At 68.8% G+C, this 26955-nt stretch carries 14 protein-coding genes; 1 reads left to right on the top strand and 13 read right to left on the bottom strand.

The window, feature by feature from the left end; translation table 11 throughout:
* Positions 1 to 2: 2 nt before the first annotated feature.
* The 11 genes from DKG74_RS07515 to DKG74_RS07465 form a co-directional block, all read right to left on the bottom strand.
* Positions 3 to 1976, bottom strand: coding sequence for a DUF2341 domain-containing protein (locus tag DKG74_RS07515; protein ID WP_207779284.1), 1974 nt, complete (start codon positions 1974 to 1976; stop codon positions 3 to 5).
* A gap of 29 nt (positions 1977 to 2005) precedes the next feature.
* Positions 2006 to 3595: a ShlB/FhaC/HecB family hemolysin secretion/activation protein gene (locus tag DKG74_RS07510; RefSeq protein ID WP_207779283.1), complete on the bottom strand. Its 1590-nt coding sequence runs from the start codon at positions 3593 to 3595 to the stop codon at positions 2006 to 2008.
* 241 nt (positions 3596 to 3836) lie between these two features.
* On the bottom strand, positions 3837 to 4700 hold the full coding sequence (locus DKG74_RS07505) for a type II secretion system minor pseudopilin (RefSeq protein WP_165837581.1): 864 nt from the start codon (positions 4698 to 4700) through the stop codon (positions 3837 to 3839).
* A 1-nt stretch (position 4701) separates the two neighbouring features.
* Positions 4702 to 5277, bottom strand: coding sequence for a type II secretion system protein GspM (gene gspM / locus DKG74_RS07500; protein ID WP_109904272.1), 576 nt, complete (start codon positions 5275 to 5277; stop codon positions 4702 to 4704).
* Positions 5274 to 6296, bottom strand: a complete 1023-nt coding sequence (locus tag DKG74_RS07495; protein WP_133251534.1) for a PilN domain-containing protein — start codon at positions 6294 to 6296, stop codon at positions 5274 to 5276. Before DKG74_RS07495 ends, gspM begins: the two co-directional genes overlap by 4 nt.
* On the bottom strand, positions 6296 to 6961 hold the full coding sequence (locus DKG74_RS07490) for a prepilin-type N-terminal cleavage/methylation domain-containing protein (RefSeq protein WP_109904268.1): 666 nt from the start codon (positions 6959 to 6961) through the stop codon (positions 6296 to 6298). The genes DKG74_RS07495 and DKG74_RS07490 overlap by 1 nt, the downstream gene beginning before the upstream one ends.
* Complete coding sequence (locus DKG74_RS07485; RefSeq protein WP_109904266.1) at positions 6945 to 7325, bottom strand: prepilin-type N-terminal cleavage/methylation domain-containing protein; 381 nt, start codon at positions 7323 to 7325, stop codon at positions 6945 to 6947. Before DKG74_RS07485 ends, DKG74_RS07490 begins: the two co-directional genes overlap by 17 nt.
* Positions 7325 to 7744: a GspH/FimT family pseudopilin gene (locus DKG74_RS07480; RefSeq protein WP_165837595.1), complete on the bottom strand. Its 420-nt coding sequence runs from the start codon at positions 7742 to 7744 to the stop codon at positions 7325 to 7327. The genes DKG74_RS07485 and DKG74_RS07480 overlap by 1 nt, the downstream gene beginning before the upstream one ends.
* Entirely contained in the window at positions 7728 to 8165 is a 438-nt protein-coding gene (gene gspG, locus DKG74_RS07475; RefSeq protein ID WP_109904624.1) for a type II secretion system major pseudopilin GspG, read from the bottom strand. The genes DKG74_RS07480 and gspG overlap by 17 nt, the downstream gene beginning before the upstream one ends.
* A 2-nt stretch (positions 8166 to 8167) precedes the next feature.
* Complete coding sequence (locus tag DKG74_RS07470; RefSeq protein ID WP_109904262.1) at positions 8168 to 9376, bottom strand: type II secretion system F family protein; 1209 nt, start codon at positions 9374 to 9376, stop codon at positions 8168 to 8170.
* On the bottom strand, positions 9373 to 11088 hold the full coding sequence (locus DKG74_RS07465) for a GspE/PulE family protein (protein WP_207779282.1): 1716 nt from the start codon (positions 11086 to 11088) through the stop codon (positions 9373 to 9375). Before DKG74_RS07465 ends, DKG74_RS07470 begins: the two co-directional genes overlap by 4 nt.
* 512 nt (positions 11089 to 11600) lie before the next feature.
* Here DKG74_RS07465 and DKG74_RS07460 point away from each other — a divergent pair.
* Positions 11601 to 12971: a substrate-binding domain-containing protein gene (locus DKG74_RS07460; RefSeq protein WP_165837580.1), complete on the top strand. Its 1371-nt coding sequence runs from the start codon at positions 11601 to 11603 to the stop codon at positions 12969 to 12971.
* A gap of 65 nt (positions 12972 to 13036) precedes the next feature.
* Here the strand turns inward: DKG74_RS07460 and DKG74_RS07455 are convergent, their stop codons facing one another.
* Together DKG74_RS07455 and DKG74_RS07450 are read right to left on the bottom strand one after the other, a co-directional pair.
* On the bottom strand, positions 13037 to 13960 hold the full coding sequence (locus DKG74_RS07455; protein ID WP_109904258.1) for a helix-turn-helix domain-containing protein: 924 nt from the start codon (positions 13958 to 13960) through the stop codon (positions 13037 to 13039).
* Positions 13951 to 26853: a filamentous haemagglutinin family protein gene (locus DKG74_RS07450; RefSeq protein ID WP_109904256.1), complete on the bottom strand. Its 12903-nt coding sequence runs from the start codon at positions 26851 to 26853 to the stop codon at positions 13951 to 13953. Before DKG74_RS07450 ends, DKG74_RS07455 begins: the two co-directional genes overlap by 10 nt.
* Positions 26854 to 26955 lie beyond the last annotated feature (102 nt).

The following is a 26955-nucleotide window of genomic DNA, read 5'->3' as shown; positions in this document are numbered from 1 at the left end:
CGTCACTCCGCCGCGAGCGGATCGCCCGCCCGCTGCGCCGGAACCTCCGGCGACCAGGCGTAGAATTCGGCGACACGGGAAATGAACTCGTCGACGAAGACGTGAATGTCCGCCGTCGCATCCTTGATGCGCGAGTTGAGGTAGTTGTAGGCGAAGAGCGCGGGGATCGCGACGCCGAGACCGGCGACGGTCGCCAGCAGCGCGGCGGCGATACCGGGGGCGATGGCGTTCACATTGACGTCGCCGGACGCCGCGATGGCGGCGAAGGTGATCATCACGCCGACCACGGTGCCGAGCAGACCGAGGAAGGGCCCGCCCGAGATCGCGATGGTCAGGATCACGATCTGTCGGTTCAGCTTCTGCGTCTCGCGCACGACGACCGCATCGAGACTGGCACGGATCGCGGTGATGGATTCGACGCGCAGCCAGCGCTGCCCCTCCGGGGTTCCAGCGAAGCGGCGCTGGATTTCATGCAGCCCCGCATGAAAGACGCGGTAAAGCGCCGACCGGTGCACCAGCCGGAGTTCCGCCTTCGACAGATGGGCGGCCAGCACCCCGGCCTCGGCCGATTTGGTTTCGAGCGCCGAGAGGTCGCTGGCGAATTCGTCATAGGCTTCGAGGAAGCGGCGGTTGGCCTTCTGCTGGCCGCCGACATAGGACAGTTTGGCGGCAACGACGATCCAGGAAATCACCGCCATCACGGCAAGGATACCGATGACGACCCAGGCATCGAGCGTGACCGACTTCACGATCACGGCGAAATAGCCGGTCAGCCAGCTCGCCGTTTCTTCATCGACGCTGAGGGAGAGCAGCTTGGCGCTGTCGCCGCCCTGCCCGAGGGCGGCGAGGCGGATGAAGCCGGCCGGGCGCGCGACCTTGGCGATCTGCAACTCGTCGAGTTCGCCGACGAAGGCGCTGTAATGCGGCGCGGCGGGCGCGGGCGCAGCAGCCTCCGGCGCGGGCTCCGTGGCGGGCGCGGTGCCTTCGGCGGGCACGACGGCCGGCTCGGCAACGGCCTCTGCGACCGGCGCTGGCGGCGGCGCGGCATCGGCACCGATCAGCGCCGGGGTGTTCATCGCGGCGATGGCGCCGGCGATTTCCGCCTGCGGCAGTCCGTCGACATAGAGGCGGACATGGGTGCCGTCGGCGGTCACGGCGATATGGTGCCAGCTGCCGGCGGCGACGGCGGCCGGGGCCGCGCCCCGGAGCAGGCCGAAACCGCTGCGCAGCTCGACGAAGGGCACGCCATTATCCATGCCGATGTCGAGGCCGGAGACACCGTCGCGACGGCTGTAGATGAGGGCGTTCGGCTGATCCGCCGCCGACTTCACCCAGGCCGACCAGGTCAGCGCCGCGCCATTGCCAAACGCGAGCGAGGCGGAGGCGGGCAGGGTCACTGGCGTCTGGCCGTCGAGGCGCAGGCCCCGGCCGATCATCGAGCCATCGGCGGTCACGCCCGCGGTCTGGGCCGTATTGTTCCAGGTCGTGTAATCGCGGACCGGCAGGCCGTTCTCGGTGAAGTGATAGACCAGCAGCGTGTCCGGGTCGTAGCTCGCCTTGGCCTCTTCCGCCCCGCCCGCGTTCGGGTTGGCGTAATAGAGCCAGAGCTTGGCCTGCGCCCCCGGCTTCAGGTCGGGCACCGAGACCCAGACGAAAGCCTCGCCCATCAGACTGTCGAATTTCTCGACGTGATACTTGAGCGGTGTCGTGTCGTCATCGGCGACGAAACGGAGGTCCGTGCCGTCGGGCTTGGCCGCCTCGAACTGGAAATTGCCGCTGTGCAGGCGGATCAGCACGGGGCTGGTGCCGATGGGATCGGTGATGCCGGCGCCGTTCGCGCCGGTGTCGATGGTCAGCTGCTTGCGCAGCGTCCATTCGTCGTTCCACCACGCCTTGGCCGAGCCCGGCAGCATGGTCAGACCGGCCAGCAGGCCCAGCATCACCGCCAGGACGGACCCGGCCCCCTTGCGTCCCATCGCCCTCAACCCTTTAACGGAAACCATGGTCAGAACTCACCCCAGACGCGGAAATGCAGCCGGGGATCGCCGGCCCTCGTGCTGCTCTGGTCGACCAGCGGCACGCCGAGATCGACGACGCCGCGCAGGTAATCGAGCAGATGGATTTCGCTGCCGATGCCGACGCTGGCCAGGCTGAAGCCGTCTTCCTGCTCGGCGCCCGGGTTCAGCACGCCAAGCAGCGCGCCATCGGCGAAGACATAGAAGCGCCAGTCCTCGACCGTGCCGTCGCTCCAGTCCGAATCGCCGATGGTCGCGACGCTGGGGGAGCGCAGCTCCAGCCGGCCGATGACGCCGTTGTCACCCAGGCTTTCGGATTCAAGATAGCCGCGCACGGTATCGAATCCGCCCGCGCTGATCTCCTCGCTGGACACCAGGGGCTGATCGGCGGCCTGGCCCTCGATCCTCGCGAAGAACTGGAAGTCTTCGGGCAAATCGCGGGTATGGGTGGCATGGGCGCGCAGATAGACGAAATCGCCGTTGCTGCCGGCCCGCTTGTTGCGGAATTCCGATTGCGCGCTGCCGAGGCCGCGCAGGTTGAAGGTGAGGCCGACCCCGGCTTCGGTCTGTGCCTCTTCGGCGGTCCAGTTCGCCGTGTAATCGGCAGTGACCGGGTAATAGGTGATGGGGGCCGACTGGTCGGCGGCGCCGCCGAAACCCACCAGTTCCTCGAAATGCTTGTAATCGACGCCGACCGACGCCTGATGGAAGAAGCTGTCGTCACCGCCGGGCAGGGTGATCAGGCCGCGCAGCCCCAAGGTCTCGCCCCGGCCGACGACATTGGTGCCGCCGAGGGTCGAGATGTCGGAAGCGTTCTTCACCGCATAGCCGAGCAGGCTGAGCGACGGCATCCGGGGAATGCGCGCGAGATAGGAAGCGGAGAAGACTTCGCCGTCGTCCCGATCCTCGGGCGCGACCTGATAGCCGAGGGTGAGCGAATGACCGAGCTGCCACAGGTTTTCGTAGCGCAGGGAGCCCGTCAGGCGCAGCGGCTTCGTGTCCGAGCTGTAGCGGTTGTTCAGCTCGAGACTGCCATGCAGGGGGAAGCGATCCTCGACCTGCAAGTCGACGTCAACCGTCCCCGGCGCCACGCCCGCCCGCAACGTCGGTGTCACCCGCCGGTCGGGCTGCTGGTTCAGGCCGACGATGTCCCGGGTGACCGCGTTGAAGTCCGGCACCGTGCCTTCGGCCAGCGACGGCGCCTCGGCCCTGATCTGGTCGAGCGAATAGTAACGCGAACCGCGCACCCGCAACCGGCCGACCTCGCCTTCCGTGACCTTCAGGATCACGACGCCGTCCTTCACGTCCTGTGGCGGGATTTCGACGGCGACAGTCTGATAGCCCTTGTCGGCATAGGCCTTTTCGAGCGAGGCGCGCGCCCGCTCCACCTCGGCGACCTTGCGGCCGGGGCCGAGAAAGGGATAGACCGCGCGTTCCACATCCGTCTGGGCCAGGATATTCGTGCCCTCGATCCGGTATTCCCAGATGTCGAGGCGGCGCTCGTCTTCGGGTGGTGGCGACGGCTCCTCGGCGTGCGCGGCCCCGAAGAGGCAGGGCAGCGCGATCGCCGCCGCGCACACGAGCCTCGCACCCCACCGACCGACGCAAGCGACCCTGACCATCGACGTTCACACCCCGATACCGACGACGGGGCACGGGCGCCTTGCCCGGCGATACGCAGGTGCCATACCGGCACGACAGGCACCGGCCGCCCCCAAACCGCCACACGCGGCTCGTTGCGCCCCCTGTCATGGCAATAGCAGGGGCCGATGACCGGCCGGTGACTCATTTGCGATGATCCGGCGACAGTGACGGAGCCGCTCAGCGAACGGCGCGGATCCAGTAGGGCTGTTTCGGATCGCCGGTGAATTCGACGCTGGCCACCCGCTCGAAGCGCGCACCGCCTGGCAGTGTCGCGGCAATCCTGATGGTTACCAGGCGAAGGGCGATAGGCTCGTCATCGGCCATCTCGATGGCGGTCTGCTGGCCCGCCGCCTCGCGCCGCCGGTTGATGGTGGCGAAATCATCCACCCCCTCGCCCGCCATGACCGCGAGAACCTCGGGCGTTGCATGGCGACCATCGACGATGCCGACATCGGCGCGCGGGATCAGCGTGACGAGCGGTGCGACAGCGGCAAGGATGCGCGGTGTCATGCCTTTCACGAAGCCGATCTCGCCGATCGTGCGAAAGCCGGCGTTGCGCGGGACGATACCGCTGCCCGCATAGGCGTCCCGCTCGGCGCCGTGCAGACGGGGGGTGTCGTCCTCGTCCAGCCAGTCCTCGACCGCGTCGGTCAGGGCGTCGAGCTGCAGCCCGGATACCCCGGCATGGGCGAACAAGGCCCGGATCACCGGCGTATCGACGGAATTGATGGGGATCTTGCCCCGTTCGTCCTCGATGGCGATATCGAGAGTGACGCCATCGAACAGGAGACGACGCGGCCCGCCACCGACGGGCCAGCGCAAGGCCCTGTCCTCGATGGCGAGATCGTGGATCGCGATATTGAGGCCGGCATCCGCCGCCGCTTCCAACCGGGCACGCAGGCTCTCGGCGCGCAGCCAGGCGGCGGTGCCGCGTCCCCAGTCGACGATGGCGAGCGCGAGCAGGGCGAAGATGCCGACGCCGAGCACCGCCGCCGGCAGGGCGAAGCCACGCTGGCGACGCGGTGTGCCGGCGGCACGCATCTCAGTTGCCGGGGGCAGGCGCGCCATCGGCCGGGCGGAGCGTGACGGGGGCCGACACCTCCATCCGGACCGACAGGCGCGGCGCGGCGCCGACATCGTCGTTGCGGAGGACGGCGATGGACAAGCCGTCGATCACCACCGCCGGATTGTCGCGGGCAAGGCGCAGCAGCCCCTCATAAAGCTGAGGCTGGGCCATTTCCGCCTCGAGGCCCGCCCCGGCCCAGCCGGGTCGCGGCGCGGCCTGTTCGCCGACGTTGCGGATCTGGCTGCCCGGCTGGCCGAAGACCTCGGCCAGCAGGCTGCGCAGGGCCTCGGTCGCGCCACTCGCATCCTCGGCGGCGAGGGCGAAGGCCGGCGCCGTCTCGGCCTGGCGGGCGGCGGCGGCACGCCAGCCCGCGGCCCCGTCGAGAACCCTTGCGTTACGGGCGTATTCGGCCTCGAGGTCGGCGCGCTCCTCGGCGCGGGCGACGAAACCTTCCGCCAGCGGCTGCACGACGAGACCGAGGATGCCGACGACGACGGCGATCAACAGGCCGAGGGCGACGAGGCGGCTTTCGCGCGGGTTCAGCCTTCTCATGGCTGCACCTTGGCGGCAAGGGCGAGGCCGAAACTGCCGGGCGGGCCGGCGGCCTCGTCCAGCGGCCTGGCGGGGCCGAACAGTCCCGTCGCGTCGATCAGGGCGGGCAGGGCCCCGGGGTCAGCGGCCTTGCCGGCAAGGCGCAGCTCGGCGCCGTTCCAGTCGAAACGGGTGGCATGGGCATCGTCGGGCAACGCCCGCGTCACGGCGTCGAGCACGGGCAAGGGCGCCTGTCGCCGGGCAAGATCGAGCAGGTCGCGCCGCCGCGCCTCCTCGCGATCGACCTGACGGCGCAGTTGCTCGATGCGCTGGACCTGCAGGCGCTGGCCCTCCACCGCCTCGCGCAGGGAAACCGTAGCGAAATCGTCGCGCAGCACGAGAAGGCCGAGATTGGCCAACAGCAGCACGGGCAACGCGATCCGCAAAGCCATGCCGAGGCGGCCGCCCCGCGCCTGGACCGCGCCATCGAGGTCGCGGGTGAAATCGAAGCGCAAGGTCCCGGCCCCGTCGGCGAGGCCCGCGCTGGCGGGATGAATCCCCTTTCCGGCGAGAAGGGCGAGATCGCGCGCGAGATCCTCCCGCCGCATGACGGCAAGAGTAATGCGGCGGGTAGCCCCCTTCTCCGCCGGATCGGCGGCAACTTCGGCATCGAACACCGCATCCGCGGCGGCGAAGGGCGTCAGCCGGTCGAGATCGAGGGTCAACATGCGGCGGAGTTCTCCGGGCGACGGCACCGGATAGTCGAAGTCGCCGGTCAGCACCGCCTCTGGTGCGACCACCAGGGCTGCCCTCACGGCAGCCCGCCCCGGCTTGTCCACCCGGCGCCAGCTCCCTGTCCCGCTGCGGTAGAAGACAGGTTCGCCCCGCTCGATCGCGACGACCAGGCGAGGGCGCGTCAGCCGGGCACGAAACCTTGCCGGCACCAGCGCCGATAATTCCCCCGCCCACCAGTCCAGGCCACGCTTCAGACCCCGGACAAGGGTCGTCATGTCGGTATTGAGTAGGGCCTTGATATCCATCAGCCGCGCCCCGCGCATCGCGCGCCTTCGTCATAGAGTACACAATCGCCGTCGATATTGACCATGGGCCGGATCAGCAGATCGGGCCACCAGCGCGAATCGCCGGACGGAAACCGCACGCGCAACCGGATCAGCCCGGGGATGAAGGGGATCTTGTGCCAGCTTTCGCGCCAGGCCGCCGCCTCGTCCTCGGTCCGGCCGTAATAGGCGATGTCGAGGCCGGCGACGCCGCGCAACAGGACATCGCGTCGCCACGGGCGATCGCCATCGCGGCCGAACAGATCGCTGCGCGACAGCAGCACGAGATCACCCCCCGCCTCGACCGCGAGTTGATAACGGGCAAGGCCCGCCGGCCCGTCCGCCTGCGCCCGAGGTCCGGTAAAGACGAGGCCTGCCGGACCGCCGTCTATATCGGGATAGGGCGTCGGGGCGTCGTAGCGCGCTTTCAGATACATATGGCCGATCCGCTCCCGCAGCACCGCCTGCGCACCTTCGATCGCCTCGGCGACCGAAGCCCGGGCGGAAGCGCCCTGCCACAGGTTGCGCGCCGCCGTCAGCCCCTGGAGCAGCAGGAGCGAGAACAGCGCCAGCAGGGCAAGGGCGACGATGGCCTCGACCAGAGTGGCCCCGCGCTGGCGGGCGGCGGTGTCAGCGCGGGGGGACAAGGCGCAGGCTCCGCAATTCCGCGATGACCGGGCCGCCGGCCCGGGGCCAGACCGAAACGGTGACCAGCCACAATTGCCCGGCGGTGCTGGGCGCCGCAGTCTCGTAAGGCCGGCTGCGCACCGCATAGGCGAGCGGCCCCGAAACGCCGCCCACCTCGCGCCCGTCGAGGGCATAGGCGATGCCAGCGCCATCGAGCTGGCTCCGCGCGACGAGCAGCGCCGCCTGACGGTCGCCGCCGATCCGGCTGCGCAGCGCCGTGTCGCCGACGATGCCGAACAGAAGACCGAGGCCAAGGCCAAGCACGCCAAGGGCGACCAGCACTTCGACGAGGCCGAATCCGCGCTGCCCGTCCCGCCGCGCCATCACAGGCCTCGGAGCGCGACAGCGCCGGTCACGACATCCACCGTCACTTCCGCCCGGCGCGTGCCCCGCGCCGCGACAAGCGCGATGGCGCCGCCGCTGGTCGAGCCATCGGCGAAGAAGGTAACGCGAGGCGTTCCCGACAGGGTGATGCCATCGACCGCGCGCCGGGCGGCGCCGGTGCCCGGATCGTATCCCCCACCATCGCCGGAAAGGACGAGAGCGACCGGCCGCCCGGCGGTGAGTGCGAGGCCACGCGCGCCGCGCAGGTCGGCCGAAAGCTGTTCGGCGGCGCGGCGGAACTGCATCTGGGCAAAGCCCCGGTCCATGGTCGGATAGACGATGGCCCCGGCGAGGGCGAGGATGGCAAGCGCCACCATCACCTCGATCAGGGTCGCGCCGCGCTCACCAGTTGCCGACATCCTGCGCCTCGCCCGTGCCGCCCGGGGCGCCGTCGTTGCCGAGGGTATAGACATCCACTTCGCCGTGCTCGCCCGGCATCTTGTAGAGATAGGGATTGCCCCAGGGATCGCGCAGCGCCTCGGCCCGGCGCAGATAGGGGCCGTTCCAGCCCGGCGCGGTCTTCGGCGGCGCCATCAGCGCGGCCAGACCTTCCTGCTGCGACGGATAGCGGCCGACGTCGAGACGATAGAGCTCGAGGCTGGCGGTCACATTCTGCAACTGGACCCGGGCCGTCTGCGTGCGCGAGGAGCCGAGGTATTTCAGAACCTGCGGCCCGACCACGGCGGCAAGCAGGCCGAGAATGGCCAGCACCACGAGGAGTTCGATCAGGGTGAACCCGCGCTGGCGCTGCCCGCGGCGGGAAGGGATTTGGGGGAGCATGGTCATTGCAGGGCCAGATCGTTGACGCCGAGGATGGCGGACATGATGGCGGCGATCACCCCGGCGACGACGATGCCAAGCACGACGGTCAGCACCGGGGTCATCAGGGTGATCAGCCGCTGGGTCGTGTGGTTGACTTCGCGGTCGAGAACATCGGCGAGGCGCAGCAGCATGGGGCCCAATTGCGCCGTTTCCTCGCCGGTACGCAGAAACCCGATGGCGAGGCGCGGGAAGATGCCGGTCGCCGCCAGCGGCCCGGCCAGCCCCGCGCCCTCGTGCAGGCCCGCGGCGACACGGCCGACCGCCGCCGCCATGTGGCGGTTGGACAGGGTACGCGCGGCGATCGCGAGGGCGGCCGGCAGCGCGACATTGCTGTCGACGAGCGCGCCGAGGGTGCGGGCGAAACGCGCCGTCTGCGCCTCGACGACCAGCCGCCCGGCGAGCGGGACCGAGAGGATGCGGCGGTCGACGACCGCCTGCATCTCGGGCCGGCGCAGCCAGTGGCGGAGCAGGAACCCGCCGACGATGACGCCGAGCAGGGCGATCAGGCCCCAGTCACGGATGAAGCGGCTGATGCCGACAACGATGGCGGTGACCGGCGGCAGGTCGCCGCCCAGGTCGGCGAACAGCGTCTCGAACTGCGGCACGACGACGAGCAGCATGATCAGGATGACGCCGAGGGCGACCACGAGCAGCATCAACGGATAGAACAGGGCCGAACGCACGGTCTGGCGCAGCGCCTCCTGCCGCTCCAGCGCCGCGGCGAGCCGGGCGAGGGTGGTGCCCAGCCGGCCGCTGGCCTCCCCCGCCTCGGCGAGGGCGATCGCCATGGGCGAGAACAGGCCGCCTGCCTCGGCCATGGCCCTCGCCAGCGGCACGCCGCCCTTGACCCGGTCGCGTAGCGCGAGGACGGCACCGGCCAGCGCCGGATCGCGGGCATTGTCGGCGGCCATGGCCAGCGCCCGGTCGAGCGGCAGACCGGCATCGAGCAGCACGGCGATCTGGCCAACGGTATCGGGCAGGGCCTTGCGCTGGGCGCCCGCGACGCGGACCCGCGCGGGCGCGGCGGCTTCGCCTTCCGTCGCCTCGATCGCCATCAGGCCGGCGACGCGCAGGGCTTCGATCGCGGCATCGCGGTCGCGGCCCTCGACCGTGCCCTGCTGGATTTCGCCCGTGCGCAGGACGACGGCGCGATAGCGGAAATTCTTCACGCCTCGCCCTCCCGCGTCACGCGGAGGACTTCGTCGATCGTGGTCAGGCCCGCCACCACCTTGTCGATGCCGTCGGCCAGCATCGGGCGCATCCCCTCGCCGATGGCGATGCGGGCGATGTCCCGCGCTTCGGCCCGGCCGAGGACAAGGCGGGAAATCGCCTCGCTCATCGGCAGCAATTCGAGAATGGCGAGCCGGCCGCGGAAACCGCTGCCGCCGCAGGCCGCGCAGCCGACCTCGCGGTGGAAATGGATGTCCCCCGCCGGCACGGCCCCGGGGCCGAGGGCGGCGAGCGCCTCCGGCGTCGGGCGATAGGGCTCGCGGCAATGCGGGCACAACCGGCGCACCAGACGCTGGGCCAGCACGGCATTGAGGGTCGAGGCGATCAGATAGGGCTCAGCCCCCATGTCGAGGAGGCGGGTGACCGCGCTCGGCGCATCGTTGGTGTGCAGGGTCGAGAGGATGGTATGGCCGGTCAGCGCCGCCTGGATCGCGACCTGCACGGTCTCGAGATCGCGGATTTCGCCGACCATCATCACGTCCGGGTCCTGGCGCAGGAAGGAGCGCAGGGATTCGGCGAAGCCGAGGCCGATCTTGTGGCGCACCTGAGTCTGGCTGATGCCCTGCAGGCGGTATTCGATCGGGTCCTCGATGGTCAGGATCTTGCGATCCTGCGTGTTCAGGGCCGAGAGCGAGGCATAGAGCGTCGTGGTCTTGCCGCTGCCGGTCGGGCCGGTGACGAGGACGATGCCGTGCGGCCGGCGCAGGATCTTCAGCCACTGCGCCTTCATCGCCTCGCCGAAGCCAAGGGCGTCGAAATCGAGCGAGAGATGCGAGCGGTCGAGAATGCGAAGCACGACGCTCTCGCCGTGGATGACCGGCGAGGTGGCGACGCGGAAGTCGATATCCTGCCCCCGCACGGCGAGGCGCAGGCGCCCATCCTGGGGCAGGCGCCGCTCGGCGATGTCGAGATTGGCCATGACCTTGATGCGCGAGACGATGCTGTTCTTCATCGCCGCGGGCAGGGTTTCGCGGTCGACGAGGGCGCCGTCGATGCGCAGGCGCAGCTTCAGGCCATCCTCGCCCGGCTCGAGATGAATATCCGAGGCCCGCGCCTCGACCGCCCGCATGATCAGGGCATTGACCACGCGCACCACCGGGGCATCGCTGGCAAGATCGCGCATCCGCTCGATATCGGCATCGTCCGCCGCCTCGTCGGCACCGCTGGCAGCATCGCCGGTCGCCGCGCCCAGCAGGCGGTCCAGCGCCTGTTCGACATCGCTCGCCCGCGCCACCTGGGGCAGGACGGGACAGCGCAGGGCGAAGGCCAGCGCGGCGCGCGCATAAGTATCGAGGGGGTCGACGAAGGCGACCGCCATGCCCGCCTCGCCTTCGGCCAGCGGCAGGGCGCGCACCCGGCGCAGGAAACGCGGCGCGACCCGGCCGGCGGCGGGCAGGCTTTGGGGAAAGACGGCGGGGGTGGCGACCGGAAGGTCCAGCGCGCCGGCCAGCGCCTGCGCCAGGCTGTCCTCGGACATCATGCCGAGGCGGGTCAACACGGCATCGAGGGGTTCGCGGGTTTCCGCCTGCACGAGGCGGGCGCGAGCCAGTGTCTCGGGTGCCAGCAGGCCACGATCAAGCAGCAGCCCGCCGAGATCGGGAGCCGCCCCGCCTTGCTCCTCCGCACCACGACTGTCGATCAATTCGGACACACTGCGCCCCTGACGTACCCGACGCCTGCGAACCTTCGCCGCCCGAGGCCGGACCCCGGGGGACGGCGCTGGTTTAAGCAATCCCGGGTAGGGTCACAAACATTTTCCCCAGTTTCAAATAAAATTCACAAATCAGGAATTGGATTCGCCCCACCGCCATACCGTCATGAAATCGAAATAAATTCATCGCGCCGGGAAAATATAAATGTCATTGAATATCCGGAAACAGAAATACTGCTTTCACGCAGGCATCAAGAGACATTTCAGAAAACGACGTTATATCAATTCAAGCCAATTTACATATTGTTACCGTCCAGGACCTCGGATTCGGATTGATTGTGCGCCGCCAAAATCTAAATTCGGCCCGCGTTCGAAACGAACGGCAAATCTCCGTCGGGGGTGGACGGAAATTGCGCGCCATCACCAGTCGGAATTCTGGGGATTTGCCGATCGCTCCGGGCGCGGACTGAAGAGATGAACAATTCGCGGCATCTCCATCCATGAGGCCCAACATGAAGTCCCTCAAGCTCAAGCTCCTCGGCGGCGCTGTCCTCCTGGCGGCCGCCGGTCTTGCCGGCACCGCCTCCGCCACCGACATCCATGGCGGCGGTGCCACGCTGCCGGCCCCGGCCATCGCCCAGGCGTTCGGCTGCTACAGCGGCGCGACCACCGGCGCCGATTACCTGGTCCGCAATTCGTCGGGCGTGCTGGTCGACACGGCGGAAAAGCCCTGCCCGGCCAACATCGCGTCGCCGGTCGTCTCGACCAATGCCTACCACTATGCGGGCACGGGTTCGGGCCTTGGCATCGCCGGCTTCTTCAGCCACGATCCGAGCCGCTACGGCACCTATCCCGCCTCGGCTTTCCCGTCGGTCGAATTCGGCCTGTCGGACAATGCGCTGAAGCAGTCGGACATCGACGCCTATCGCAACGGCGGCACCGTCCAGGGCGTCACGGTCGTCGCCCCCGGCGCCACGCCGACCAGCGGCCAGTACGCCAATCCGTTCCAGAAGTACGGCGATATCATCCAGGTCCCGAACGTGATCGCGGCCGTCGCCATCGCCTACAAGGTTCCGGCGGGCGTCACCATCAACACCGCCAGCGGCAAGCTCGAACTGACCAAGACCGACCTGTGCAAGGTCTTCGACGGCAGCTACGCCTATTGGGACCAGATTCCGAATGTGACCGGTCACGTCCGCCTGCTGCGCGTCGGCCGTGCCGACAGCTCGGGCACGACCTCGCTGTTCACCCGTCACATGGCGGCGATCTGCGTCGGCATGAGCCGTAACAAGTTCAAGACCGCCTCGGGCACCTCGACCCTGCCGAGCACCAGCGGCTGGCGCCTCGGCACCGGCAACAGCGGTGTCTACGCCCTGCTCGACGGGACGAAGGGCACCATCGGCTACGTCGGTTCTGAATATCTGGTCGGCAGCACGCTGAATGCCGCCTCGATCCAGGAAGGCACTTCCGCCACCTTCCTGCAGCCGACCGCCGCCAACGCGACCAAGGCCTTCAACTCGCTCGGCTTCGTCGCGCCGTCGGGCGATGCGCAGAAGAACCCGCTGAACTGGGTCCCGACCGACATCAACAGCGCGGTCGAGAATCCGACGTCCGGCTACCCGATCATCGGCACCAGCAACACCCTGCTCTACAGCTGCTACAGCTCCTCGGCCAAGGTGAACGCGCTGATCTCGCCGACGTCGGGCGCGCTCGGCTTCTTCCGCTGGTATTACACCAACACCATCGTGAACTCGAGCTCGGGCCTGCTCGCCGCCAATGGCGTCGCGCCGCTGCCCTCGGCCATGCGGACCTCGGTCTACAATTTCCTGCGCGCTTCGATCCGGTACAAGAACCAGACCGGCTGCACCGGCAAGGGCGCCTGACCGCCCTCCCGTGCCCACAAGGTGACGGAACGGCCCTGGTATCCAGGGCCGTTCTTCTTTTCAGGTCAGTCGGACTGGGCCACGCCGCCCCGTCGACGCCCCAGCGAAGGCGGCTTGCCGTAGCGGCGTACATAGGCCCGCCAGAAGGGGGCGTAGGAGCCGAAGCCCACTTCCGCCGCGACCTGCCGAAGATCGAGCAGGCATTCTTCCGACGACAGCAGCCGGTGCGCCGCCTCGATCCGCAGGTTCTGCAGGTAGCGCGATGGCGTCACCCCCCGAAAGCGCAGGAAGGCGCGGTTGAGCGAGCGGGGGCTGGCGCCGACCCGGGCCGCGAGTTCGGCCACCGTCACCGGCTGGGCCATGTGGCGGGCGAGATAGTCCTCGGCCCGCTTGACATGGCGGGGAATGGACGGCGAAGCGTCGCCGCCCATCCGTGGGGTTTCACCTCCGATGGGATCGGTCGCAATGCCGAGCCCGGCCAGCAACAGGGCGGTCAGCCCGCGCAGTCCCCGCCACGGCCATTGTGTCAACGGCAGGATCAGAACGCCCTGTGGGCCGAAGGCTTCGAGCGTCGCTGACACCATCAGGCGCGAGAGATCGGCCATGACCGCCGCCGGAACGAGAGCGGCGATCAGCATCCCCCCCTCATCGAGGGCGACGGTATAGCCACGATGAGGCACCGCGACCAGCGCCTGCCTCGTCGTGACAAGCGCATCGCCAACGCGCGCCGCCGCCCCGGGGGCGAGACACAGAAGGTAACTCGAAGGCCGGCATTCGAGCGCCAGCGGTGCCCGGGTCCGGAGCACGAATCCCGTCACCCCTTCCAGCATGAAGGGATGCAGCGCGGCAAGATCGGTTGCGGCCGGCGGGCGGCCCACCGCGCCGCCGCGCTCCAGCAGCGTCGCCATGCCCTGCGCCGCCCCCGTCGCATCGGCGAAACCAAGGGCGGGCAGGACCTGAAAGACGAGACCGCCGCCGATCAGCGACATTGGCCGTCCGGTCCAACACCTTTCGGGCAGCCGTCGCCGCCGCCATAACCCAACACTTCGACCGTGATGATCGACGGCTGGTCGGTCGCCGCCGCGCCGCCGCTGCCGCCCGGCCCGGCCGCGCCCGCGGCCTCGGTCGCGGCCGTCGCCGCCGCCGAAGCCGCGGCGAGGCCGCCGACATCGGCGACTGCGACCACCGGCGTTCCGACCGAAGCGCCCGATACCTGGAAGTTGTCGGCATTGACGACATGCTGCGCGGCGACGAAAAGACTGCCCGAGACACGGACGCCCGCGTCGCCGGCATCGACCGTGCCACGCGGCGCCATCAGATAGACGTTGGGCTCGGCGCCTTCTTCCGTCGGATAGGCGGCGATGCCGGCGCCGCTGGTCGAGCCGGCGCGATCCTCCTCGACGAAGAGATCCTGATTCACCTTGACGACGACCGGCGGAACATTGGCCGTGGTCTTCGGCCCCTGACCCGCGTTCAGGTCGCCATTCGAGGACCACATGGCGATGTCACCGCCCGCCCTTGTGTAGAGACGGCTCTGGTTCAACAGGAAATCGCCATCGGTGAAGCTGGAAATGGAACCACCGCGCAGGGTCAGTACACCTTCGAGTCCGGTCGGGATCGTCTCGATCACGGCGGCGAAGGGCGAAAGGAAATTGGCGCTGTCGGCATTGCCGGCATAGAGCCGGCCGCCGTCATAGGCGCGGCGCGCGGCCTGTTCGCTGGTGCGCACGGTCGAGCCCGCGATGACCCGCCCGCCCGGGCCGAAGATGGCGATATCGCCGCCCCGTGCTGTCTGCAGCGTCGCCAGACGCAGATCGAGATCGCCGGTCTGTCGGCGAGCGACGATGCTGTCGACCCCGGTGCCGCCGGTGGCGAGGGCCGCGAGCACGCTGGCCTCGAATGCCGCCTGTTCGGCCTCGCCGAGATCGACGAGCGCATTGTCGACGACCTTGCGGTACCGGCCATCGACGAGCCGCGCGGCGAAATCGGCCCCCGCGAGCGAAATCGCATAGCCGTCGCCCGCGAGCCGGGACAGTCCGGCGGCAAGATCGTCGCTGTATCCCTTCAGGGTCAGCAGGTCGCGCAGGGCCGCGAAATCGTCCCCGGCCTCGCCGTTGGCGGTATAGCCGCGGCCCGACGGGAACAGGCGGTTCACGGCGGCATAGCCGCGCCCGCTGTCGCCGAAGGACGGGCTGTCCGGATCGGCGAAGGCTTCGAGTTCCTCGAAGAACAGCGAGGTCAGGAACGGCCGCTGGTCGAGCGCGGGAAAGGCAACGAAGACCGCATAGGCCTCGGCCGCGCTCACGTCCGTCCGGCCATAGGCCGCGATCAGCGCCTCGGGCCGGTGAGCCTTCAGCCACTGGACAAGCCCCGCGGCATGAAGCGGCAGACCGCCATCGGCGACGAGTACGCCCGGCAGGGCGGCGACACGCGCCGGATCGACGTAGTAGTCGCGCAAGGCATCGAAATCCGCGCCCCCGGCGACGCCGAACAGTACGGAAATGTCGGCCCCCGTTTCGGGTAGCGACGGGTTCCATTCATTGCCGACGGACAGGATGCCACCGGCATAGGTTTCGGCGACCGCCGCCAGCCTGGCGTCGCCTATATTGCGGATCGCCGTGATCTCGGCCGAATTCAGGAAGGGGCCGATATCGCGGCCGGCTTCGATCGTGAAGCTGCCCGGGCCGCCGATCACGAAGGTATTGCCGAGAACCGCAGGGCGAAGCTCGGTCACGATCGTCTCCGGCCCGGAGAAACCGGAAGCAGGCGCGACCAGGCGCGTCGTCGCGGTAATGTCGCGGCCGGCGACGATCCGCGTGATGTCGCCGCCTTCGACATTCTGGCCGAAGAACATCATGTTGACGATGTCGCGTCCGGCAGCCACCCGGGCCTGCTCGGCGACGGAGAGGATGAGGCCTCCGTCCTCCGCGCCGATGTCGAGGCCGGCAAAGACCCGCGCCGGCTCGCCGTCGCCGGCATGTGTGATCGCCCCGTTGTGCTGGCGCGCGCGCGCGCTGTCGCTCGTGCTCGAGAAGACCGAGGGGAAGCGGAAGGCGAGCCCCTGTCCGAGCACGGCGCCCTGCAGCGCGAAGTCGCTGAAGTAGCCGGGCAACAGCCCCGGATCGGCATCCAGCATGGCGATGCTCGCCCCGGCGATGGAGCGGCCCGCGAGCAGCGACAGGTTACCCCGGCTGCCGGGCATCATCAGGATGGCGCCGGCCTCCCCCGCGAGGTCGATGTCGCCGCGCAGGCTGACCGCCGCGACACTGGCCGGCCAGACCGCGTTGAAACTGGCGCTCGGCTGCAGATCGCTGACCAGGGCAAAGCCGGCGCTGTTGGCGAAACTGAGGTCACCGCCCGCGACGAGCGCGACCGCGGCCCGTTCCGTCGTGAAACCATAGGCATTCACATCGTCCAGCAGATAGGCGCCGTTGGCGCCCGGCCCCTTTGCCGCGATCGAGGCAATGCCCTGCAGCGCGATATCGCCAAGGGCCGACACGTCGATCGTGGTATCGAACAGGCGGAGGCCGAGGCTGTTCTCGAGCGCGCGCAGACGCCCGGTCGCATCGGGCGCCACCATGGTGCCAGCGGCCGCGATATCGCCGCCAGCGTGGATGCTCGCCCGGCCCGACCAGACGTCGAAGCGTCCGCCCAGGATGTCCGCGCCGGCCACGACCGAAAGATCGCCGCCCCCGAAGGTGACGAGGGTGCTGGCGCCCGCCTCGCCGGTCCCGGTTTTCGCGCTGCCGCCGGCGATGAGGACGAGATCGACGATATCAGCCCCCGCTGAAACTGTCAGCATTCCACCGCCCAGGGTGGCGACCCCGTCGGTAAAACCGTCGTCGCCCGGCTTCGCCACCGCGAGATCCGTCGCCATGCCGACGGCGCCGGTCAGCCAGGATTGCCCGGCCCTGGGCCCCTCGATCCGGCTGCCGATGATATTGCCGAGGGCATTGAGGGAAATGTCGCCGCCATCAGACAGATAACGCCCGGCGCCTGCCGTCACCGCGTCGCGACCCGTGGTATAGATGGCCGCCCCGCCCAGGCTATAGGCCGTGCCGTCGATGGCGGAATAGGTCGGCAACGCCAACGCGGGATCGTGGAGCGCGATATCGCCCGAAGCGTCGAGACTGATCCCGCCACCCGCGGTTCGCACCACGTTCCGGGCCAGGCCGGGCGCTATGCTCCCTTCGCTGCCGCCACCGCTACCGCCACCACTTCCTCCGAAGGGCGACGGCAGGCCGAAAGCGGTGAAATAGGCCGGCAGGTCGGCCGACACCGCCGCCGCCATGTAATGCACCACCCAATACTGCAGCACCGCGGCCGCGCCCGACAGATAGCCGTCGCCGTAAATATCGGGCATTCCATAGAGGTCGATCAGTGCCGCCAGCTCGGGATCGCCGCCATTGTCCAGCGCGTCGATGAACGCAGCCCAGGCTTCGCGCGAATGCGTGCCGGATGCATCATCCGCAGCGTCCCACGACAGGTCGATTTCCAGCACGGTATCCGCGCCCAGCGCATCGACGAGACCCGAGCCGGTAACGAAACTGGACTCTTCATCCGGAAAGGCACTGCCGAGGAAGAGATCATTGTTGCCGACATCGAAATAAAGCTCGATCTCCACCGGTCCTGCCGTCGCCGAGGCTTCGATGCCGCTGTAGGAACGATAAGGGTTGAAGGTGATGCCGGCCCGGCTGCCGGCCTCCAGCGCGCGCGGATTCGCACTGCCGAGGCTGGCGCCCGCGACGAGACTGTAGGAACTGGTCGCGACCGCGCAGGTGCCATCGGCACACAGGTCGGGGAAGGCGACCATGTAGGACAGGGTGTCGACGCCGGTCTTCGCGTCCGGCGCGTTGGCCGACGGATCGTAACCGAGTTCGATGCTGGCACCGCCTCCCCCGCCGCCGCCGTCCCCGCCCAGAATGACATAGGGCGCCCCACTGGCGAGAGAATTGAAACCATAGACGTAGTAGTAGAGACCAAGGCTGTCGAGACCGCCGAAGCGTTGGAAGGCAAACTGGAAGGGCTGGCCGCTTCCATCGCCAGCGCCTGCGTCGGTCGTCACGAGAACTGGCGCTTCGTAAGAGAAATAGCCGTCAGTCAGGCTGCCCTCGAGCCGAAGGTCGCCGCCCGCCCGGAAGGTAACCGCCGGAGCCTCGCCGTGCACCTCACCGCCGGTGCGATAGATCATGTGAGTGTAGCCGGCGAAAATCCCGGCCTCGGCGCCCGCCGCGATCCGGCTGTAGCCGCCGCCGAGGCGAGTCATCAGGCCCGCCGCCAGCGCCGATGTCACGTCCACCGTGCCTGCCCCGAGATTCCAGCTGGAAGCAAGGGTGACCGCGCCGTCGAAAGCCAGCTCGATTCCCGGCCGGGCGTGGAAATTATCGGCCCCGGCGAGACCGCCGAGCACCGCATAGGCGCCAGAGACATCGAAATTCTGCACGAAATCGGCAAGGGTGCCCGGTCCCTCGTCGCCAAGGAAATTCACCCGGCGCAGACTGGTGCGTGAGCCGTCCTCCTTCGCGGGATCGAGATCGTCGGTCACATCGAGAGTAACCGTTCGCGTTGCCTCATCGAGCGTCACACCGGCGAAATCACCGCTGGCCGCGACCTGGCCCAGATCCCAGCTTTTGTAGGCTTCGAGCACGATATCGCGGGCGCCGACGAGGGAAGCGGCATCCTCCAGCGAGACCCTGACCGTGTCGGCACCTGCCTGCTCGATCAGGGGACTGCGGATGGTGACGGTGCCGCCCCGATCCGCCGGTACCGCCAGCGCGTAGGCGACGCCATTGCGGGTGACCGGGACCGTGCGCGCCATGCCATGGGCCGAGACATCGACGACAGCGCCCCGCTCGACGCGGATCGAGCCGTCGCCCAGGGTCCCGAGCAGCACGTCGCCCCCCGCCGCCTGACGGCTGTCGTCGGAGCCATAGCCGTCCGCCGAGGCGTCGATGCGCGCGCCATCGGCGAGCAGGACGCCGTCCCGACCGAACAGGGCGACATCGCCGCCCGAAATGCCGGACGTGTCGATGGTGCCCCAGATACCGACCCGGCCGCCGTCCGATGTCAGACGGACACTTCCCGCGGACAGAACTTCGCCGGCACGCAACGTCAGGTCGCCCGTCCGCGTGCGGATATCGAAAGCACCGTCGAAGCCGCGCGCGCCGATGCTGGCGCCAAGCAGGGCGAGATCGAATCCGCCCAGGCTGTCGAGGCTGAAGCTGCCACCCGACGTCCGGCCGCGACCGTCGAGCGCGCCGCCCAAATTCACCGTACCCCCGGCAGCGGAGAGCACGAGGCGACCCGCCGCACCTGCGCCGGCGCCAACCGAAACCAGCGAGCCCGGACCGAGGTCGATATCGCCGGTCTTCGTCGCGAGGGTGAGACTGCCCGCTGGCGCCGCCTGCAGCACGCTGTCGACGGCATCGCCGAAGCGCTGGTCGTACCCTTGCGTCGCGACCACGGCGCCATCGCCCAGCCGGATGCCGGAGATGGCGTCGAACTTCAACGTTCCCGCCGTCGCGCGCAGGGTGGCCCCCGTCACCTCGATGGTATCGCCGACAATGCTCAAGGAAGAGCCCGGCATTACGGCGGTGGGCGCATCCGCTCCATCGCCGACGATGGTGACCCGCCCGCCAGAGGACAGCGCCATGGCCGCGGCAACGGCGCCGTCACCGATGAAGGACGTATGGATGTCGAGGTCAGCCATGCCGACATCGAGACCGCCGTCGCCCGCGCCGAAGATGCCGTCGCGGGCGACAAGACTTACCCCCCCCGTCTCGAAGCCGAGGACGCGGATGGTGCCGTCACCGATGTCGAGACGGCCGGTGTCGATGGCGAGCTGACCCGCGCCGCAGTCGGTCGCGCAGGCGCCCAGCGTCACACCGGTCTGGTTCGACAGGACGAGCGCGCTCGAGGACAGGGCGACCGATCCACCCTCGCGGGCGATCAGGGCCGGCGCGTCGAGACGCAGGCTGCCGAGGTCGTAATGCCCGTCGTCGAAGGCGATGCCCCGATCCGCCCGGATGGTAAGCTGGCCGGCCGCCGCGAAGCGAGCCAGCAGGGCAGGCGTCACCACGAGACCATCGGTGCCCCGTGCCTTGTCGCTGAAGGTTACGGCCCCCGCGCCGAGGACGAGGTTATCCGCCTCGATCGCGGCACGACCGGCGATGACGAGTTCGCCCGCGGAATCGACAGCGACCGAGCGACCCGCGAGATGGGCCGAGCCAACCGAGACCAGCGACCCTGGCAGGGCTCCGGCATCGGCGCCCCGCAGGCGCGTGATCATCCGCTCACCACCATCGGCGACGCGGAGGAAGGCGCCACCCTCGCCGTTTTGGACCACGAAGGCGCCGGTGTCCATGGCGGTATCTCCGCCGCTGGCCAGAACCGCCGCGCCATTGGCGACGGTGACACGGCCCGCCACTTCGGTGCCGGCGACGAGCAGGATCTCGGCCGCCGACAGGGGATGGTCCGCATCGTTCGCCACGAGGACGCTGCGCGCGGTGACGTCAATCGACGTCGTGCCATCCGTCGCCTCGGTCCTGATGCCACCGATCAGCAGGCTGCCGGCGCCGAACGAGGTCAGGCGGTCGGCCGACAGACGGACAATGCCGTCGGCGGCCGCGCCGTCCACGGAACCGGCGGAGATGACGATATCGCTGCCACCGATGTCGATCTGGGCCGCGCGGCCGCCGCCGTCTGCATTGGCGGCCACCGCCGCCTCGAGGATCAGCCGCGCCGTCGGGTCGAGCACGAGGCGACCCGCGTCGATCCCGCGTCGCGGCGCGGCGCCGTCGCCGCGCGTCGCCGTCTCTGCGAAATAGCTGTTGCCTTCGGTGATTGTATAACGCGACTGGTTCATGACCGTTTCGCGCGGCGTCACATCGAAGAGATGAACGGTGGAAGATTGCGTCCCCGACAGGGTATCGCCATAGCGACCGGAGACGGCCAATGTGCCGTCAGGCGTGGCGATGCCGGTTCCGGCGGCGACAGTGGTTGCCTCCGTCCGCTCGACGACGCGCATCCCGCCCGGCAGCAGGGCATAGCGGGCCGGCAGCAGCGTGTACCAGCCGGCGGCGAGGCCAGGCGCGGCATCGAGCCAAACCCGCTTGCCGACACCGCTGCCCGAGGCAAGATCGTAACCGGCGGCATAAATGGGATCATAGGCCGCCACCTGCGCGTCCGACAGGCCGGGCACGATGGCATAGACCTGCCGGCCATCCGGATATTGCAGCCCGCCGTTGCCAGTCGAGGCATCGCCGTTCAGACGCGACAAGACGTCGTAGGAACCGCCGGTTCCGGGAACGAACTCATAAGCGAAGACGTCACCGCCGCCGGACAGGTCGATGTTCGCCCCATCCGCGAGGTCGATGTCGTCGCCCGCGACATGCAGAGTGCCGGTCGGCGCCGCGGTCAGAGGATCGGTGGCGGTCGGCGCGAAGTACCATTCGGTGCCGTCGGTCGTTGTGCCATAGGGAATGGACAGGCCGCCGGCACTGACCGAGGTGACGCTGCCGGCGCGCAAGGTAACGCTTTCCGTCGCGGGAGCGAAGATGCTTTCCGGCTCGCCATCGTCGCCGCCAGTCACATAGGCGTCGTGACCGCCGAGGGCGATGGTGCCAAAGGGCGCGAAGATCGCGCCGCCCTGGACGATGTTCGCGGCCTGCACCGTCAGGCTGCCGCCCGCCGACAGGGGGGCCGTGGCCTCGTCGCCCTTGCGCCCGAATTCGATCGTTCCGCCCGCCACGGAAGAGGTGATCGCGAAATCGGTGCCCGTCGTCGGATAGAGCCGGCCGGCGACCAGCGTGAGATTGCCGGCGGCGGCGATCTGACCGCGCAAGGTGGTGGGGATCGCCTCGTTGGCCGGCAGCAGGGCCTGCCAGGGCCGGGCGCCGATCAACCTTATATCCTGGTCTGCCTCGAGGCGGAGGCGCGACACGCTGCCATCGACCAGCAGGGCGCCGGTGACGTCGATGGCTCTGGCGCGGAAGGTGACGCTACCGCGTCCACGTCCTTCGGCCGGGGCTGCAATCGTGTCGAACAGGCCGGAGCCAAAGCCGACGTAACCCGCCTCGATGCTCAGGTTGCCGCCAAGACTGGCGACGGTCGGCAGATAATCGTCGCGCACCGCGGCGTCGCTGATGTCGAAGCGTGGATCGACGGCATAATCCCGGCTTTCCAGCAGGAACGCGCGGCGCAGGGACAGGGAGACGTCGCCCTGGCCCGCGACGCTGCCGAAGACGCGCAGCGTGTCGAAACCCGCGGCCTCGATCTGATCGGCTGACAGCGTGCCCGGGGCCATGTCGGTGCCGGCATGTTCGACAAGGACGAGATCGGAGACTTCGAGCATACCGCCAAGGGCCCGCGGATCGCCGCCCGCGGCGTCGATTTCGGCCGCGCGGTCGATGGTCAACCCACCGGGCGCGGACAGTGTCCCTCCTTCGCTCCAGACATCGACGAGGGCATAGCCCCGGCCGTTCACCACGCGGCCGTCGATGGCGCGTTGGTCGAGCCGGCCCAAGGCGCCCGAAATGTCCAGTTTTGCTCCGCCGTCGACGACGATGCCGCGTTCCGTGCGCAAGAGGCCGTAACGCACGCCATTGTCGACGCTGAATTCGCGCAGAAGGGCTTCGTTGGCCCTGAACGGCAGACCGGCGAGGGCGTGGGACGCCAGGGCCTCGACGGTGCCGCCGGCGATCACGCGACCGTCGCGGATCATGGCGCCATCGCCGCCCAGCGTTGCCCTGGGATTGACGATCACGGCACCGGACAGATCGGTGACGCTACCCTCCGCCAGTCGGATCCCCTCCCCCTCGTCAAGGAGACCGAGGAGATAGAGCGCGTGACGGCCGGCGAGCTGGCCATTGGTCAGCAGCGAGCCGTCCTCGTCGGTGATTCCGAGGGTGTTGAGCGTCTCGCTCTCGATCCGGCCGGCGGCGTTGTAGGAGAAGGCGTCGGCAAGGTCGCGCACGCCATGAGCGAGTCCGTCGCCGCCATAGATCAGCGGCAAGGCCTCGCTCTGGGTGATGGTGCCGCCGGGCAGCACGATACTGCCCTCGTTCAACAGTTTGGGCACCGTCAGATGGGCCCCGGCGGCGCCAACGATGCGCCCCCCCGCCGCGACGTGCAGCTCGATCAAGCCGCCCAGGGTGAGGTCGACGGCCTTGCGATCGTAATCGGCTTCCGGCACCGCCGGCATCACGACGCCATAAAGATCGCCGCCAGTGGCAAGGCCGCGCAATCGTGCCGCGGTCGCCGCGTCGGGATAAGCGGGGAACATCGACTGGCTGAGATTCAACACCTCGCCCGGGCCGACCCCGAGGGTCTGTGTCGCGAAGAGGGCATTGGTGCCCCCCTTGCGGTCGGCGAAATCATTGGCCAGCAGCGCGGTCTTGTAGGACGTCAGGCTGAAGGCGCCGAAGCCCGAACGCGGGATGAAATCGAGAGGCAATGCCGTTACCCCCGCCGTCTCGGGCTCGCCGAAGGCGATGGCGGGCGCGGTGAGAGCGAAGCTGCCGCCACCGGCGAAGCCGTGGGCACGGATCGAGGCCGGGTCGAATGCCACATGGGCATTGATACGATCCGGGTTCAGCGTGAGATAGGGCGTTTCATTGCCGGAGCTGTCGGTGAAGACAAGACCGCCAACCCGGAACCCGGAAAGCCCACCGGCGAGGCCCGAGGTCGTGGTCCCCAGCTGGCCATAGGTCGTTTCACTGACAAGGGCAAGGTCGCCGCCGGTGGCCGAGGTGTCGATGCTGCCATCGGGGCGGACCCGTCCGCCACCGGAGACGTCGAGCGTGGCGCCCGCGTCGACGATGATGCTGCCGCTGATGTCGGTCGCGCTGCGCGGGGCCGCCGGGTCGTCGGGATCGGCATAGGCGGCCTGGGTCAGGCGGTTGCCGTTCCGGTCGAAGGCGATGGCGATATCCGGCGCGGCATAGAGCGAGATCGCGCCGCCGTCGATCCAGGCCCCACCGTCGCCGCCACTGACGAACTGGCCAGCATCGTTGACCCAACGCCCGTGCGTCGACACAGTGCCCGAAACCAGGATGTCATAGTCGCCAAGCGTATCGCCCAAGGCCTTGTCGGCGAAGGCGGAACCACCCCAGGCGTGTTCGCTCAGGCCGCGCGAATTGAACGTTTCGAGCGATATCCGTCCGCCCGGGGCGACGATGTCGCCCGCCACGCTCAATGTCCGCCCGGCCAGCGCGTCGAAGACACCCCCCGCGACGAGACCGACCTTGGCCCCGGCCTCGACCGTGATGGCGCCCGAGGTGTGAATGGAAACCTGGGCAATACCACTGTCCGACAGCAGGCTGTCCGCGACGGTCATCGTGGCGCGCCGCTCGCCCGGCAAACGCGAGGCATTGCCGCCTGTCCGCCGGACAAGACCGCCGTCCGCCGCGACGGAAACGGATTCGCCATAGGCGAAGCCTGGCGCCAGATCGCTGTCCTCGCCGGCCGCGACGATGGCGACATCGGCACCGCCGGTCGTATCGGTCAGCAGCTGGAAATGCAGAAAGGCACCACTGGGCAATTGCGAACCAGCGGCCTGGAGGTGGCGGGTGTCCCCGAAGATCGAGGTGTCCGCGCTCCCGGCGACGGCCGTAAGACGCTGGCGGTCCCCGGCGAAGGCTTCGCCGTGCAGCGTGCCGTCGAAGGCGATGGCCGAGGCCTTCAGGATGACGGCGCCGGCATCGCGCCCTTCGGTGAATTCGGCCACCGTCCGGCTGGCGCCGGAAAGGGGAGACATCCAGGTTCCACCGCTGCCCCAACGCCCCTGATCGAGGGTGAAACCCTTGTAGATGCCGGCATAGATCGTGTCGGGATCGGCATCGCCAATGTCGACCAGCTTGCCATCGGCAGTGATGAGACGGGTGGTCCGCACCGTACCGCCGGCATGGCGCAGCCAGCCGCCCGAGACGTCGATGATCGCACCCGCCTTTACCGTGACATCGCCCGCCAGCGCGCCGGCCCCCATGCCGGCATAGCCCTGGGCGCCGATGACGACGGTGCCGCCCGTCGTCATCAACTCCGCGACCCCGACACCGACCTGGGCATAATAACTGGCGGCGTCGATCAGGGGTGAACCGATCCAGGCGACGCCATCGTCGCGCACGCCCGACAGGCGAGGGTCGACATAGATCGTCTCGCCATTCAGGAAGCCGTTGCGCAGCAGCGGCGAATTGGCGAGTTCGTTGCCCTTCAGCGGACCGATCTCGAGCACATTGCGAGACAGGGGGACGAGGACGTCCTTGAGACCGGCGACGTCAATGGTCGCGCCCGTGTCGATGAAGACCCGGGACTTGCCCTGACCCTGACGATCGTCGGCGCCGGCCAGGCCGGCCACGGCCCCGATATTGACATCGGCCCCAGGGGCATGGATCAGGGCGTCACGGCCGATCTCGATGCGCGCGGAAGGATCGAAGGCCGCAGCACCGTAACCGTTTCGATTGCCGATGAAGATACTGGACGACTTGAAGGCGGCGATGGAGTCCGCGTCCTGCGGAATGACGTCGGAATCGGCATCCGCCTCGATTGCGAGGATCGAGCCCGGCGCCAGCTTCACATCGGCCGCGGAAAGCACGATGGAGCCGTTGCGCGATACGCTGGTGGTCGAGGCCAGCATCCCCTCGTTGATCGCCGCGGCGAAGGCGCCGAGTGTGATATTGCCCCGGTCCGCCTCGATCAGGCCGGTCTCTGTGTTGAGGACGTAATCGTCCGGGTCTCCCAGATTGCGCACGCTGGTCGCGACGACGCCTCGGATATTGGGATCGAGACTGGCCGCCGTGCCTTCCGAGCGGCGGAGCAGGACCTCGCGCCCCGACTGCAGCACGACCTGACCGCCATTGGCCGTCAGATGGCCGCTGTTCACCACCCGGGGGCCGGTCAGCAGGATAAGGCCATCGGCGCCCGCCTTCAGGATCGCCCCCGCCTCGACCGCAATCGTCCCCTCGACGGTCGCTTCATTGCGCGTGGTGCCGTCGGCCGCGACGCGCTGGGCCGAGAAGGTGGCGCCGTCCTGTATGCTGGTATCGTTGTAGCCCAGAAGGCCGGACGCGAGGAATTCGGCATTGCGGTCGGCGATGGTGCGGGGATCGGTCCTGCCGACATCGTAGGCGCGGCCGATTTCCAGCGTGCTGGCCATGAAGCTGTGAGTGTCGACCTGCGCCGTCCCCGAGAACAGGATACCGTTCTGGTTGATGACGAGCACGGTTCCGTCGGCCTTGATCGAGCCGAGAATCTGGCTGGGCGCCGCCGCCTTGGCCGGATCGCGCCGCCCGGTCGCGGGGTCGAGTCCGCCGACCACGCGGTTCAGCACAACCCAGTCCTTGTTGCCCTGCTGGTCGAAGGTCAGCGTCGTCTCGCGACCGATGTTGAAGGTATCCCACGACAGGATGGCGCGGCCGCCGGTCTGCTTGATGGTGACGTCGTAATGGCCGCCCTCGACCGTCTGCTTCGGCGCTTCGGCGTTGATCCAGTCGGTCAGGCCGTTCGCCGTCGAATTCGGGGCATCGACCGGCTTCAGGCCGCCAAGGCCGACACCGTTGGGCACGGAACCGCGCACCGCCGCCGCCGCGTCGCGCGCAGCCGCCTGGGCTGTGCGCATGGCGTCGAGGGCAAGGGTTGTGCGGGCCAGGGAATCCCGGCCGCGCCGGGCCGCCGCCTGTGCCGCCGCGGTCACGGCCGCCTGCTGGGACGAAACGGGCGCGATGGGCGAGGCCAACGGGCCGGCCAGAATGTCGCGCGCTTCCGCCCCCGACCCCGCGACCAGCAGGGCAATGATGCTGGCCCCGGCGAGAAGCCCCGCCCGCCGCAGCCCGGCCGCCCCGCGCAAACCACCGGCGACACCGGCCCCGACACGCCCCCGAACAACCATCTGACGCCCTACCCCCGCAGGTTCAAGCCGTTAGATAGCGCACGCGAATGCTGCGGATTTCAGCGCGCTTCCATGAATTTTCAACGGCAGTTTCATGGCAAC

This window comes from Zavarzinia aquatilis (assembly GCF_003173035.1).
GTDB lineage: Bacteria > Pseudomonadota > Alphaproteobacteria > Zavarziniales > Zavarziniaceae > Zavarzinia > Zavarzinia aquatilis.
Note: the sequence above shows the minus strand (reverse complement) of the source record. Positions and strands in the feature narration are given on the sequence as shown.